This is a genomic window from Polaribacter sp. IC073 (genome assembly GCF_007997075.1).
GTDB lineage: Bacteria > Bacteroidota > Bacteroidia > Flavobacteriales > Flavobacteriaceae > Polaribacter.
The window spans coordinates 180,410-194,797 of sequence record NZ_VORS01000005.1; the positions used below are offsets into that span (position 1 = coordinate 180,410).

Genomic DNA, 14,388 nt, shown 5'->3' on the forward strand with positions numbered 1-14,388 from the left:
TTGAAAAGGTTAGTCATACTTGGTGGAGGAGAAAGTGGTGTTGGTACCGCGATTTTAGGAAAACAAAAAGGATATGATGTTTTTGTTTCAGATAGCGGAGAAATATCAACAAAATATAAAGAAGTTCTTTTAAATAATGAAATAGATTTTGAGGAAAAAAATCATACAGAAAGCAAAATTTTAAATGCCGATGTAGTGATGAAAAGTCCTGGAATTCCTGAGACCGTTCCTTTAATTTTAAAATTGAAAGAAAAAGGAATACAAGTAATTTCTGAAATTGAGTTCACAGCCAAATACACAAATGCAAATATTATAGGAATTACGGGTTCAAACGGAAAAACTACCACTACGTTATTAGTGCATCATATTTTAAAAGGTGCAGGTTTAAATGTAGGTATTGCAGGAAATATTGGCGATAGCTTTGCACAACAAGTAGCGCAAGAATCGTATGATAATTATGTGTTAGAATTAAGTAGTTTTCAGTTAGACGGAATTGAGGATTTTAACAGCCATATTGCCATTTTAACAAACATTACGCCAGACCATTTAGACAGATATGCGTATGATTTTGATAAATATATTGACTCGAAATTTAGAATTACAAAAAACCAAAAAGAAACCGATTACCTCATTTACGATGCAGATGATGCGGCAATTAGTAATTGGTTACAAAAGAATAAAACAAAAGCAAAATTAGTACCATTTTCTATAGAAAAAGAATTAGCATATGGCGCTTTTTTGAAAAATAATAATATTACAATAAATATAAATAAAGACACTTTTAATATGCCTACATCAGCTTTAACAGTAAAGGGGAAACATAACGTTAAAAACGCAATGGCGGCTACGATGGCTGCGCAATTATTAAATGCTAGAAAGCAGGCAATAAAAGAAAGTTTAGAAGATTTTGAAGGAGTAGAACACCGTTTAGAAAATGTTGGTAAAGTGGAAGGTGTAGAATATATTAACGATTCTAAAGCAACAAATATAAACGCTACTTTCTATGCTTTAGAGTGTATGGAAAAACAAACAGTTTGGATTGTTGGTGGCGTAGATAAAGGAAATGATTACAATGATTTATTGCCTTTGGTTAGAGAAAAAGTAAAAGCTATTGTTTGTTTAGGTATAGATAATGAGAAAATAAAAAACATGTTTAGCAACGTGGTAGATATTGTGGTAGAAACAGCAGGAGCAGAGGAAGCCGTTAAAGTTGCGCATAAATTAGCAGAATCTGGTGATGCCGTTTTATTATCGCCCGCATGTGCAAGTTTTGATTTATTTGAGAATTATGAAGATAGAGGGCGTCAATTTAAAGACGCAGTAAGAGATTTGTAAAAAATAAAATACCATTTTATAATTATAAATAAATACATTAATAAAGCAATAACCTAAAGATTTAAAGAAGTAATAATGAAAACTATTTTGCAACATATAAAAGGAGATAAAACCATTTGGGCAATTGTTGCTGCATTGGCAATATTTTCATTCATGCCAGTGTACAGCGCAAGTACAAATTTGGTGTATGTTGTTGGTTCTGGTTCTACTTTTGGGTATTTGATAAAACATGCCGTTTTATTAATTATGGGTTTTGCAATTATTTATGGAGTTCATAAAATACCCTATAGATATTTTTCTGGTGGTTCTGTTTTAATGTTGCCAGTGGTAATTATTCTGTTAATTTTTACTTTAGCAAAAGGAACTACAATTGGTGGCGCAAATGCGAGCCGATGGATTCATATTCCGTTTGTTGGTATCGGTTTTCAAACATCTACATTGGCTGGTTTGGTTTTAATGGTTTTTGTAGCTAGATATTTGGCTAGAAATAAAGAAAAAGTAATAAAGTTTAAAGAAAGTTTACTACAACTGTGGTTGCCAGTAAGTGTAGTTTTAATATTGATTTTACCAGCAAATTTTTCTACAACCGCTATTATTTTTACAATGATTTTAGTCATGGTTTTTATTGGTGGTTATCCTTTAAAATACATTGGTTTTATTTTAGGAGCAGGTATCATAGCATTGTCTTTCTTTATATTGGTTGTAAAAGCTTTTCCAGATGCAATGCCAAATAGAATTCAAACATGGGAAAACAGAATAGAAAGTTTTTCTGGAGAAGGAGGTAAAGAAGCCTACCAAGTAGAAAAAGCAAAAATAGCCATTGTAACAGGTGGTACTTTAGGAGTTGGTCCTGGTAAAAGTGTTCAAAAGAACTTTTTACCACAATCATCATCAGATTTTATTTATGCAATTATTGTGGAGGAATATGGTCTTTTTGGAGGGATAGTAATTGTGCTTATCTATTTTTTATTACTGTTTAGAATATTTGTTGTTTTGAAAAAAACGACCACAATTTTCGGAACATTATTAGTGATTAGCGTTGGTTTACCTATTATTTTTCAGGCGATAATTAACATGTCTGTTGCCACCAACTTATTTCCTGTAACCGGACAAACATTGCCGTTAATAAGTAGTGGTGGTACTTCTATTTGGATGACGTGTTTTGCACTAGGAATGATTCTAAGCGTAAGTGCATCGAAACAAGAAACAGAAGAAGATATTTTAGATGATAACCCTTTAGATATTTTGCATGAAACACTCGATTAACATATTAATTTCTGGAGGAGGAACTGGCGGACATATTTATCCTGCAATTGCAATTGCAAATGAATTAAAGCTGCGTTTTCCTGAAGCAAGGTTCCTTTTTATTGGCGCAAAAGATAAAATGGAGATGGAAAAAGTGCCACAAGCAGGTTATGAAATTAAAGGATTGTGGATCTCTGGAATTCAAAGAAAGTTAACGAAAGAGAATTTGTCGTTTCCTTTTAAATTAATGAATAGTTTATGGAATGCATCCAAAATAATTAAAGAATTTAAGCCAGATATTGCCATTGGTACAGGAGGTTTTGCGAGCGGACCAACATTAATTATGGCGGGTAGAAAGGGTATTCCTACCTTAATACAAGAACAGAATTCATACCCAGGAATTACCAATAAATTACTAAGTAAAAAAGCAAAAAAGATTTGTGTTGCCTATGACAATTTAGAGCGTTTTTTTCCTTTAAATAAAATTATAAAAACAGGAAATCCTGTTCGACAAGATTTGTTGTCTATCGACTCTAAAAGAGAAGAAGGGCAATGTTTTTTTAAGTTAGATAAAACAAAGAAAACTATTTTGGTTTTAGGCGGAAGTTTAGGAGCAAGAAAAATAAATCAATTGGTAGAAGATAATTTAGATTTCTTTAAGGATAAAGAAATTCAGGTTATTTGGCAATGTGGAAAATTCTATTTTGAAGCGTATCAAAAATATAATGAGTTAGCGCACATACAAGTCCATCAATTTATAAATAATATGGATTTTGTGTATGCTGCGGCAGATATAATTATTTCTAGAGCTGGTGCAAGTTCCGTATCAGAATTGTGTATTGTTGGGAAACCAGTTGTGTTTGTTCCTTCACCAAATGTGGCAGAAGATCATCAAACAAAAAATGCAAAGTCTGTGGTAGACAAACATGCAGCTTTAATGATAAAAGAAAGTGAATTAGATACATTTTCAAATGTTTTTGAAGCTTTGTTGAAGAATGTTGATAAGCAACAAAGTTTATCAGAAAATATGAAAGAATTAGCATTACCAAATGCAACAAAAGCGATTGTTGACGAAGTTGAAAAATTATTAAAAAAGTGAATTTAAAAGAGATACATAACGTTTATTTTGTCGGAATTGGTGGCATAGGAATGAGTGCAATTGCTCGTTACTTTGCTGCGAATGGAAAAAATGTGGCTGGTTATGATAAAACACCTTCTCAGATTACAATAGATTTAGAGAAACTAGGTGTAGAAATTCATTTTGAAGATGCTGTAAAGAATATTCCGAATTCATTTTTGAATACAAAAAAAACGTTGGTGGTGTATACACCCGCTATTCCTAAGAATCATAGTGAATATAATTACTTTGTAGATACTAAATTTACGGTTTTAAAAAGGGCCGAAATTTTAGGAAAAATTACAGAGACTACATTTTGTTTGGCAGTTGCAGGAACGCACGGTAAAACAACAACGTCTTCTATTTTAGGTCATATTATGGCAGAAGTGAATGCTACGTCTTTCTTAGGTGGAATCGCAGAGAATTACAATTCGAACTTAATTTTAGGAGAAGATAAAATAAGCGTTGTAGAGGCAGATGAATTCGATCGTTCGTTTTTACAATTAAGTCCTAATATTGCGTGTGTAACCTCTATGGATGCAGATCATTTAGATATTTATAAAAATCCGGAAGCGTTAACAGCATCTTTCATCGAATTTTCTAATAAAGTTACCGATACACTAATTATAGCAAAAGGATTGCCTTTAAAAGGATTAACATATTCAATTGATGAAGTGTCAGATTATAAGGCTTTTAATCTTAAAATAGACAACGGAACTTATATTTTTGATGTGAAAACGCCTGCATCAGAAATAAAAAACATTACATTTCATTTACCAGGACAACACAATGTTATGAATGCTTTGGCAGCTTTGGCAATGGCAGATGTGTATGGAATTTCGTTAGAAAAAATTAAAAATTATTTAGGAACTTTTAAAGGAGTAAAAAGAAGATTCTCTTATAAAATAAAAACAGAAAACTTTGTACTAATTGATGATTATGCGCATCATCCAACAGAAATAAATGCAGTAGCAAATTCTGTGAGAGAAATGTATCCTAATGAAAAAGTATTAGTTGTTTTTCAACCTCATTTATTTTCGAGAACGAGAGATTTTATTGATGATTTTGCAACCGCTTTAACAAAGTTTGATGAGGTTTTGTTATTAGATATTTATCCAGCGAGAGAAACTCCTATTTCAGGAGTCGATTCCAATTGGTTATTAAGTAAAATTGAAAATACGCAGAAAAAATTGTCTCAAAAAAAGAATTTAGTAAAAGATATTAAAAATTCTTCTGCAAAAGTGGTGGTTATGTTAGGCGCAGGAGATATTGGAGTAACAATAAGTGAGGTGGCTAAAGAACTCTTAAAGGAACAGAGATATGGCGGTTAAAAGAATCTTAAAATACTTGTTGTTTGTTGCTTTAATTGGGTTTATGAGCTTTTTATATAGTTTTACATCCGTTAGAAATAAACAAAAAAAAGTATCTAAAATTGAAGTAAAATTTGAAGAAGGAAACAATAATTTCTTGACACATGCGATGGTTAACAAATTGTTAATACAAAATGACACAACAGTTAAAAACCAAGCAAAATCTGTAATAGATTTATACGAATTAGAGAGTAACGTATCTAAAAACCCTTATGTTGAAAAAGTAGCCGTTTTTTTAACTATTGGAGGTGTGTTAAAATCTACCATAAAACAGCGTACGCCAATAGCAAGAATTATTTCTAGTAAAGATTCTTACTATATTGATAAACAAGGTATAAACATCCCTTTGTCTGGCAATTATTCGGCAAGAGTATTGTTAGTTTCTGGTGTAAAAAATAAGGAAGATGTTCAGGTGATTTTGCCTTTATTATCAACCATTTTAGAAGATGATTTTTTGCATAAAGAAATCGTTGGAATTGTAAAATCAGACGTTGATGCGTATGAGTTTTCTGTAAGAAGTGGAGATTATAAAATAGATTTCGGAAAATTAAGTGACATAGAAATGAAATTTAACAAGTTAAAAGCGTTTTACAATACAACGTATACAGATAAAACGATACAAGAATATAAAACGATTACATTAAAATATCACAACCAAGTTGTGTGCACAAAATAAATCAAAATGGAAAACAATAAAATAGCTGTTGGTTTAGATATTGGTACAACCAAAATTGTTGCCATGATTGGTCGTAAAAACGAATATGACAAAATAGAAGTTGTTGGTATTGGTAAAGCGAAAAGTTTAGGCGTAAAACGTGGTGTTGTAAGTAATATAACCCAAACAATACAGTCCATACAGCAAGCAGTAGATGAAGCAGAAAGCGTTTCTGGCATTAAGATAGAAGATGTTGTAGTGGGCATTGCTGGTCAGCATATTAGAAGTTTACACCATTCAGATTATATCACTAGAAATGATCCAGAAGAAGTAATTAACGATACAGATATAGAGAATTTAGTAAACCAAGTTCATAAATTGGTGATGTTGCCAGGAGAAGAAATTATTCATGTGTTACCACAAGAATTTAAAGTAGATTCACAGGCAGACATTAAAGAACCAATTGGTATGTATGGCGGACGTTTAGAAGCTAATTTTCATGTAGTTGTAGGGCAAGTATCTTCTATTAGAAATGTTGGTCGTTGTGTAAAAAGTGCAGGTTTAGAACTAAGTGATATTACTTTAGAACCTCTAGCATCTGCATCTGCAGTATTAAGTTTAGAAGAAAAAGAAGCCGGTGTTGCTTTAATTGATATCGGTGGCGGAACCACAGATTTAGCCATTTTTAAAGATGGTATTATTAGACACACAGCAGTAATTCCGTTTGGCGGAGGTGTAATTACAGATGATATTAAAGAAGGCTGTTCTATTATAGAAAAGCAGGCAGAATTATTGAAAATAAAGTTTGGTTCTGCGTGGCCTGGAGAAAATAAAGAAACAGAAATTGTCTCTATTCCTGGTTTAAGAGGAAGAGAGCCAAAGGAAATTACATTAAAGAATTTATCTAAAATTATACATGCAAGAGTACAAGAGATTATAGAGCATGTGTATTTAGAAATAAAAAATTACGGACATGAGACTGCAAAAGGTAAATTAATTGCAGGAATTGTGCTCACAGGTGGTGGTGCTCAACTAAAACATTTGCGTCAGTTAGTGGAATATATTACGGGTATGGATGCTCGAATAGGTTTTCCTAATGAACATTTAGCAGGCGATTCAGATGATGTTTTATCTAGTCCTGCTTATGCCACCGCAGTTGGTTTGTTAATGGAAGGTTTAAGTAAAGATTCTAAAGAAGAAGAAATTGTTGAAGAGGTTGTTGAAGAAACTACAATTCCTAAAGAACAGGAAATAGAAGAAGAAGCTTTAATTCAAGAAGAAAAACCAAAACCAAAACCTAAAAAGAGAAGATCTTTTTTTGAAAAGTTTACAGAAAGTCTAAAAGATTTTTTAGACAACGCAGAGTAAAAGGAGCATAGAATAAGTTGGTGATTTCTAACGAGGAGTTAGGGAGTAAAGAAAAAAAATAAAATATTAAAATAATAGAACGTTATTATGAGCACAGAATTTGATAACATTTCATTTGACATGCCAAAAACACAATCGAACACCATAAAAGTTATTGGTGTTGGTGGTGGTGGAAGCAATGCAGTAAATCACATGTACACGCAACAAATTAGAGGTGTAGACTTCGTAATTTGTAATACAGATGCGCAAGCATTAGAGAATAGTCCTGTTCCTAATAAAATACAATTAGGAGCCAATTTAACGTCTGGTTTAGGTGCAGGTGCAAATCCAGAAATAGGGGCACAAGCAGCAAAAGAAAGCATGCAAGAAATTCAGCAAATGTTAAATACCCAAACAAAAATGGTATTTATCACTGCAGGAATGGGTGGAGGAACGGGTACAGGAGCAGCACCAATTATTGCAAAAATTGCAAAAGATATGGATGTGCTTACTGTGGGTATTGTAACCATGCCTTTTGCTTTTGAGGGAAGAAGACGTGCTTCACAGGCACAATTAGGAATCGATCAATTACGTCAGAATGTAGATTCTTTAATCGTAATTAACAATAATAAACTGCGTGAAGTTTATGGAAATCTTGGTTTTAAAGCTGGTTTCTCTAAAGCAGATGAAGTTTTATCTACAGCATCTCGTGGAATTGCGGAGGTAATTACACATCATTATAAACAAAATATTGATTTACATGATGCTAAAACGGTACTTTCTAATAGTGGAACTGCAATTATGGGGTCTGCAAAAGAAGAAGGTAAAGACCGAGCAAAAACTGCAATTGTAAAAGCGTTAGATTCTCCTTTATTAAATGATAATAAAATTACAGGAGCTAAAAATGTGTTGCTGTTAATTGTCTCTGGTACCAATGAAGTTACATTAGATGAAATAGGAGAAATTAACGATTACATTCAAGATGAAGCTGGCTATGATGCCAATATTATTATGGGTGTTGGTGAAGATGAAGAGTTAGGTGATTCTATTGCTGTAACGATTGTTGCTACAGGTTTTGCAAAAGATCAACAAAGCACAATTACAAATACAGAAGTAAAAAAAATAGTGCACACCTTAGAAGATGAACAAAAAGCAACGTATAATTTCGGTGAAAAAACAATGTCTAAAGCGACTACTTTAGACCAACCAAACTCGAACGTTTCAACACAAAAAGTGGTGCATACTTTAGAGGAAGATGTTGCTGTTGAGGTGATAAAACCAACTCCTAGAATGGGAATGGATTTGATTCCTACTTCAACAATTATTGCAAATATGCCTGTTTCTTATGATGAAATTTCGCTAGATGTAGTTTCTGATGAAGATTTTATTATTACCGATGCAGCTCCAGTAGTTGAAGAAATTATTGAAGAGCCAATACCAACGCAAACAGACTTGTTATTTGATTTGCCTTTGAACACGCATACAGATACCAAAGCAGGAGAAATTAAATTTAATTTAAATGAAGAAGCTGTTGCAAGCGTAAATGAGATTAATGTTTATGGATCTGAAGAAGTTGTTTCTGAAAATAAACCCAAAGAAACCCGTTACGTTTTAGAGGATTTTGATGCAAAACCAACAATTGGAAAAAGCTCTCATATTATTGGAAAAGAAAGAATTGCTGAAGAAGAAGAAATTAAATTTGAACTAAAAACAGCAATACCACAAGCAGAAATAAATACGGTAGCAACTTCTAGTGAAGAGGTATCTCCTTTAGATTTAACAATTTCTGAATTGCAAAAAAGAGCTGAAGAAAGACGCCAAAAGATGAAAGGTTTTAACTATAAATTCAATGATCAATTGAATAAAAATGTAGATGAAATCTCGCGTCAGCCAGCATATAAAAGACAAGGTTTAGACTTGAATGTAAATGCGCCAATAAGTCGATCTAAAACAGCAATTAGATCAGATGAGGACAATATAGATTTTAAATCTAACAATTCATTTTTACATGACAATGTAGATTAATTTTTACAGAAAGTATTTTTATCTAAAAATTTAAAAACGCATCAAAAATTAATTTGATGCGTTTTTTCGTTTAATTTAAAGCTTGACTTAGTTATTAGTCATACCAAATTGATTTATTTTTATCGTTTGATTTTCATTTATTGAAAAGCTTAAATTTGTCCAAGCCGATCCTTTAAGACCTCTTAGTATTAGTTTGCTTTCTTCCTTTTTTAAGTCAAATAGAAAATCAGACTTCTTACTTTTTGATGTGTTAGTCATTCCGAATTTATCGATTTTTATATTGTTCGTAGTGAAGCTTAATTCTTTCCAAGCGCAACCTATAAAACAAGTTAACTCTAATCGGTTCTTCTTTTTTGTAAAAGTAATTTCGAAATTGGTAACAGTAACTTTTTCCTGCTTATTTACTATTGAAGGTGTTGGAGGTGGAACATCATTACCGGTTATTTTCTTCCAATCTGAATACGTTTCCTTAGCCTTTAAAACCTCTTCTTTACTTGCATTTTGCGCAGGAGGAGGTGGTGGAATTAATAATGTATCGACATCTGTCATTTCACTTCTTAACTTATAAAAAACTTTAGTATTCTTTTTTAACTTTAAGTATGGGGCATGTGGAAGAATTGGTCTTTTAGCTTTCTTTTTATCTAATTTTGATAATTTAAAATACATGATTCCTAATTTTGAAAATTGAATGCTTAAATCTTCTTGTCTTCCTTCTAAACTTTTTATAAAATGAGGTTCTTGATTTCTCTTAGATTCATATAATTTGTTTTCTTTTAAGTAAAACGTTAACTTTATTTTAGTTACTTTTTTACTTGACTTACCGTCATTAAATTCACAAAATATTTTTCCATCAAAATATATTTTTGTGACATAATTTCCTGGAATTATATTACTTGAACTCGCCTTTCTATTGGAAATAGCACCCCCTTTTTCGTTGGTTTGTTTACCTTCTTTATTATAGTATTTTGTTTTATTACCAACAGTTACAAAATAATGGTTTACTCCATTTAAATCTTTAAAACCAGTATTAACTTTTTCTCCATTGTGTTTAGAATAATTTTCTTCTATTGTTTCAATCTTAGGATTTTCAATAATTTTAATTTTTTCTCCATTAGGTAATTCTTGCCATTTAGCTTCACCCAATTTTTCATGAATTTCCTTATAAATTTCAAAGTCTTGAACTCTTTTTGCATTCTGAGCTTTAAAATATTCTGTGGTTTCTAAACTTGCTTGGTTCTTTTGAGGGAAACGTTTGCTTCTCGCATTTTTGTGTACAAAACTGTTAGAATATCTGGCAAAATCTGAATTCTTATATTCATTTAAAACTTCATTTTTAACAACTTTTCCATCAACCCAAACTGCATATTTTTTAGTATCTTTTAAATCTTCAAACTGCTTTTTTGTAGGTAAAACTTTCTTAAATTTTATTGGAGGAGGTGGTGGAAGTACAAGCTTTCTCCTTTCTTCATTTGTTAATTCAGTATATAACTTAGAAACTTTTTTTCCTTCCTTATTTTTATACGTTACGTATGCGTTTCTATTTACGTAAGTTGCATAAATTTCTTTTTCAGATAATTCTTTTTGAACTTCCTTCGTTTCTTCAACTACTTCTATAATTTCATCTTTTTCCTGTGCTTCAACTCTTTCTGCAAAGAGGAAGACAAACCCTGTTAAAAGCGGAATTACCGCCAGTTTTTTTAACAAGATGATGCTGCGTGAACTTTGTGTTGTCATCATTTTTAATCGTTTTTTAGTAAGTGAATAATTCAAATTACTGGCCAAGTAATATTCGTTGTTCCAAGCAGCTTTATTCAATAATAAATACTGGTATTGGAACGTATTTTTATGTTGATTGATTACGTTTTCGTCTGCTAAAAACTCATGGTTTAATTGTACAGCTTTCTTTAAAAAGATAAAAAGCGGATTGATCCAAAAAACAGCTTGTAATAATTCGATAATTAAAACATCAAAGGTGTGTTTTTGGGTTACGTGCGTTAATTCATGTGTAAAAAGTTCTTCTTCAATTTCTCCGTCTTCATAAGCAGCTTTATTTATAAAGATATAGTTCCAGAACGTATGTGGTAGAATTTTGTCTGTTACTAAAATTAAGGTAGCATGATCTTGTTTTACTTTTTTATTTATACGGATTTTCTTAATTATTTTAAATAAATTATAACTAAATCGAAGTAAGAATAGTGCAGAAATCAAACAGTAAATGCCTATTAGAATTTGAGAAAAATCAATGGTGTTTTCTTCTATAATTAACACTGAATTATCAATGTGATTTGGCTTCATAATTATAGCTGTGGTAGCTATTACTTCTTGCTTTACATAGGTAGTAAATGTTGTTATCTGAGCTGAAAAAGAGAACAAAACACTTCCTAATAAGTAAAAACGATTAAAGTTGTGCATCTTCTCTTTTTCTAAAACAAGGTGATAGAAAAGCAATAATAACGCGAGACAACCTGCAGATTTTAGAATGTATATAATCATTTCTGTTGCTTTTTAATTTGACTGTCGATTATCTTTTTTAAATCTTCTAATTCTTCTGTAGAAAGATTGGTTTCTTTTGTAAAGAAAGAAGCAAACTGACTCGCAGAATCGTTGAAGAAATTTTTAATCAACCCGTTCACATGATTAGAAAAATAATCTGTTTTTTTAATCAACGGATAGTATTCTCGCGATTTTCCAAATAATTTATAATTGATAAAACCTTTGTTATTTATTCGTTTTAATAAAGTAGCTACGGTTGTTGTTGCAGGTTTTGGTTCTGGGAAATCTTCTAATAAATCTTTTAAAAATGCTTTTTTACGCTTCCATAAATATTGCATTAATTGTTCTTCAGTTTTAGATAATTGCATAATTGAGCTATTTTTACTCTATAAACATAGAATTAAAAACTGTATTCTACAAACGTAGAGTTAATGATTGATTTAAGATTTTGTTATATTTGCAGCTATTAAAGAGAAAAATCAACTAAAAGAAATGAAAAATAAAATAATATTGCTAGCAATTGTTGTGCTTTTATCGGCTTGTGCATCTAAAAAATTTAAAGAAAAATGGCTAGAAAAGGAAGCTCCAATTAGCTTTAAAGCGAGATTTGAAACGACTCAGGGCAATTTTGATATTGAAGCAAAAAGAGAGTGGTCTCCAAAAGGGGTAGATAGATTGTATCAATTAATTAAATATGAGTACTATAATGATGTGGCCATTTATAGAGTGGTGCCAAATTTTGTGGCGCAATTTGGAATACATAACGATTCTTTGATAAATAAAAGTTGGTCTACTAAAGGGATCGAAGATGAACCTGTTGTAATGGAAAACGATTCGATGACCATTTCATTTGCAAGAGGTGGCGTAAAAACAAGAACGAATCAGATTTTTATCAATTTAAAAAAGAATGACCGTTTAAATAACTTAGCGTATTCTGGTGTTACGGGTTTTCCTGTGGTAGCAAAAGTGATTTCTGGTCAAGAAAATGTGCTGAAATTCTATGATGGGTATGGCGATAAATTAGGAAGACAACAAGGGGAAATTAACAAACGTGGAAATACTTTTTTAAGAACAGAATACCCGAAAGTAGATTACATTCTAAAAGCATATTTTATTAAATAAAAAAAAGCCGCTAGAAGCGGCTTTTTTTTGTCTTAGTTTTTTGTGAAAATATAAAAATTAGGATCTACTTTAAAAGCAGTGTCTTTAATTTCGAAACTTATTTTTTGATTTTCTGAAGTTGGATAAATCCATTTCTCTTTATCATTAATAGAGACTTTTAAAGGCATTTCAAAACCTTCAACAATATTTGTCCATTTATAGGTTAACACCTTGTTTTCAATAGTATACGCTAATGTAGGGATTTTAATAGTTCTTAAATATTGATTAAAAAATGGTTTCAAATTAAAACCAGTTTCTCTACTTAAAAAATCTTCAATTTGCTTGGTCTCCACCGTTTGGTGATAAAACTCTTTGTTCATTTTTCGAAGAATTAAACGCCATTTTTCATCATTATCGATCCATTGTCTTAAAGTGTGTAACATGTTACCACCTTTGTTGTACATATCTTTAGAACCTTCTTTATTTACATTGTAGGTTCCAATAAGAGTTTCTTCATTAGCAATAGCGTCTCTAAGACCAATTACATATTCAGAAGATGCTTTTTTACCATAATAATAGTCTAAAAATAAGTTTTCAGAATAGTTTGTAAAACCTTCATGAATCCACATATCTGCAATGTCTTTATTGGTAATATTATTTGCAAACCATTCATGCCCCGCTTCGTGAACAATAATAAAATCAAATTTTAAACCCCAACCGGTTCCAGATAAATCTTTACCTAAATAGCCTTGTTTGTATTCGTTTCCGTAGGTAACAGAACTTTGGTGTTCCATTCCTAAATAAGGTACTTCTACCAATTTAAATCCATCTTCATAAAAAGGATACGGTCCGAACCAATGTTCAAAAGCCTTCATCATTCTTGGCGCATCTTTAAAATGCTTTTTTGCTTTCTCTAGATTGTATTTTAGCACGTAATAATCCATGTCTAAATCTCCTTTTTCTCCATCGAAAATTTCAGAAAAATGAGCATAATCACCAATATTTACATTGATTCCATAATTATTTATTGGGTTGTCTACAAACCAATTGTACGTCTTTGTATCTCCGTGATCTTCTACACTTTCTAATCGACCATTAGAAACGTCCATTAAATGACTCGGAACCGTTACGCTAATACGCATACTTTCAACTTCATCATACATGTGATCTTTACAAGGCCACCAAACGCTTGCACCTAAACCTTGGCAAGAAGTTGCCACAAAGTGATTGCCGTTTTTGTCTTTCTTCCATGAAAAACCGCCATCCCAAGGTGCTCTAATCGCTTCTTTAGGATTTCCTTCATAATGAACCACAACACTTTCTGTATTGCCTATTATCTGGTCTTTGGTAAGTTTAATAAAATGCGCATTTCCTTCATGAATAACTTCTAACTCTTTACCATCTTGCGTAACCTTCGTTATTTTTAAAGGCGTTTGTAAATCAATTTGCATGGTATTATAAACACTTAGAACCTTGTATTTAATCGTGTTTTTTCCTGAAATAAATTTTTCATCAGGATTTACTGTTACTTCTAGATGATAGTATGTTAAATCCCACCAAATTCTTTCTGGTGTAATAGAACCTCTAAGGGTATCCTGTCTCGAAAACTCACTTTTTTCTTGCAATAAACCTTGTGGTTTGTCTTTACAAGAAGAAAAAATAATTAAAATGACGAATGCATAAAATGAATATTTCATAGA

Annotated in this window: 11 protein-coding genes; 8 read left to right on the plus strand and 3 right to left on the minus strand. The window is 31.5% G+C overall.

Annotation, left to right across the window (positions count from 1 at the left end; translation table 11 throughout):
• The 7 genes from murD (at nt 1) to ftsZ (ending at nt 9,094) form a co-directional block, all read left to right on the plus strand.
• Nucleotides 1-1,335: a UDP-N-acetylmuramoyl-L-alanine--D-glutamate ligase gene (gene murD / locus ES045_RS09165; protein WP_147115703.1), complete on the plus strand. Its 1,335-nt coding sequence runs from the start codon at nt 1-3 to the stop codon at nt 1,333-1,335.
• 75 nt (nt 1,336-1,410) lie between these two features.
• A complete protein-coding gene (locus tag ES045_RS09170) occupies nt 1,411-2,601 on the plus strand; it encodes an FtsW/RodA/SpoVE family cell cycle protein (protein ID WP_147115705.1) in 1,191 nt (396 codons plus the stop codon).
• Nucleotides 2,585-3,679: an undecaprenyldiphospho-muramoylpentapeptide beta-N-acetylglucosaminyltransferase gene (gene murG / locus ES045_RS09175; protein WP_147115707.1), complete on the plus strand. Its 1,095-nt coding sequence runs from the start codon at nt 2,585-2,587 to the stop codon at nt 3,677-3,679. The genes ES045_RS09170 and murG overlap by 17 nt, the downstream gene beginning before the upstream one ends.
• Nucleotides 3,676-5,028: a UDP-N-acetylmuramate--L-alanine ligase gene (murC, locus tag ES045_RS09180; protein WP_147115708.1), complete on the plus strand. Its 1,353-nt coding sequence runs from the start codon at nt 3,676-3,678 to the stop codon at nt 5,026-5,028. Before murG ends, murC begins: the two co-directional genes overlap by 4 nt.
• Nucleotides 5,018-5,743 (plus strand): cell division protein FtsQ/DivIB, encoded by a 726-nt coding sequence (locus tag ES045_RS09185; RefSeq protein WP_147115710.1) that lies wholly within the window; start codon nt 5,018-5,020, stop codon nt 5,741-5,743. The genes murC and ES045_RS09185 overlap by 11 nt, the downstream gene beginning before the upstream one ends.
• Nucleotides 5,744-5,749: 6 nt before the next feature.
• On the plus strand, nt 5,750-7,090 hold the full coding sequence (gene ftsA / locus ES045_RS09190) for a cell division protein FtsA (RefSeq protein WP_147115712.1): 1,341 nt from the start codon (nt 5,750-5,752) through the stop codon (nt 7,088-7,090).
• A gap of 87 nt (nt 7,091-7,177) precedes the next feature.
• Entirely contained in the window at nt 7,178-9,094 is a 1,917-nt protein-coding gene (ftsZ, locus tag ES045_RS09195; RefSeq protein ID WP_147115716.1) for a cell division protein FtsZ, read from the plus strand.
• Between the two features lie 87 nt (nt 9,095-9,181).
• Here the strand turns inward: ftsZ and ES045_RS09200 are convergent, their stop codons facing one another.
• Both ES045_RS09200 and ES045_RS09205 read right to left on the minus strand, forming a co-directional pair.
• Nucleotides 9,182-11,587: a M56 family metallopeptidase gene (locus ES045_RS09200; protein WP_147115718.1), complete on the minus strand. Its 2,406-nt coding sequence runs from the start codon at nt 11,585-11,587 to the stop codon at nt 9,182-9,184.
• Complete coding sequence (locus ES045_RS09205) at nt 11,584-11,955, minus strand: BlaI/MecI/CopY family transcriptional regulator (protein WP_147115721.1); 372 nt, start codon at nt 11,953-11,955, stop codon at nt 11,584-11,586. The genes ES045_RS09200 and ES045_RS09205 overlap by 4 nt, the downstream gene beginning before the upstream one ends.
• Before the next feature lie 124 nt (nt 11,956-12,079).
• On the opposite strand from ES045_RS09205, the gene ES045_RS09210 reads away from it, so the two are divergent.
• Complete coding sequence (locus tag ES045_RS09210; RefSeq protein WP_147115724.1) at nt 12,080-12,709, plus strand: peptidylprolyl isomerase; 630 nt, start codon at nt 12,080-12,082, stop codon at nt 12,707-12,709.
• 32 nt (nt 12,710-12,741) lie between these two features.
• On the opposite strand, the gene ES045_RS09215 is transcribed toward ES045_RS09210, so the two are convergent.
• Nucleotides 12,742-14,385 (minus strand): M1 family metallopeptidase, encoded by a 1,644-nt coding sequence (locus tag ES045_RS09215; RefSeq protein WP_147115726.1) that lies wholly within the window; start codon nt 14,383-14,385, stop codon nt 12,742-12,744.
• Nucleotides 14,386-14,388 lie beyond the last annotated feature (3 nt).

Bases quoted from the DNA above. Each gene is read 5' to 3' on its own strand.
- ES045_RS09200 (WP_147115718.1), bottom strand. From the start codon at position 11,587: ATGATTATATACATTCTAAAATCTGCAGGTTGTCTCGCGTTATTATTG.
- ftsZ (WP_147115716.1), top strand. From the start codon at position 7,178: ATGAGCACAGAATTTGATAACATTTCATTTGACATGCCAAAAACACAA.
- ES045_RS09205 (WP_147115721.1), bottom strand. From the start codon at position 11,955: ATGCAATTATCTAAAACTGAAGAACAATTAATGCAATATTTATGGAAG.
- murG (WP_147115707.1), top strand. From the start codon at position 2,585: ATGAAACACTCGATTAACATATTAATTTCTGGAGGAGGAACTGGCGGA.
- ftsA (WP_147115712.1), top strand. From the start codon at position 5,750: ATGGAAAACAATAAAATAGCTGTTGGTTTAGATATTGGTACAACCAAA.
- ES045_RS09215 (WP_147115726.1), bottom strand. From the start codon at position 14,385: ATGAAATATTCATTTTATGCATTCGTCATTTTAATTATTTTTTCTTCT.
- ES045_RS09170 (WP_147115705.1), top strand. From the start codon at position 1,411: ATGAAAACTATTTTGCAACATATAAAAGGAGATAAAACCATTTGGGCA.
- ES045_RS09210 (WP_147115724.1), top strand. From the start codon at position 12,080: ATGAAAAATAAAATAATATTGCTAGCAATTGTTGTGCTTTTATCGGCT.
- ES045_RS09185 (WP_147115710.1), top strand. From the start codon at position 5,018: ATGGCGGTTAAAAGAATCTTAAAATACTTGTTGTTTGTTGCTTTAATT.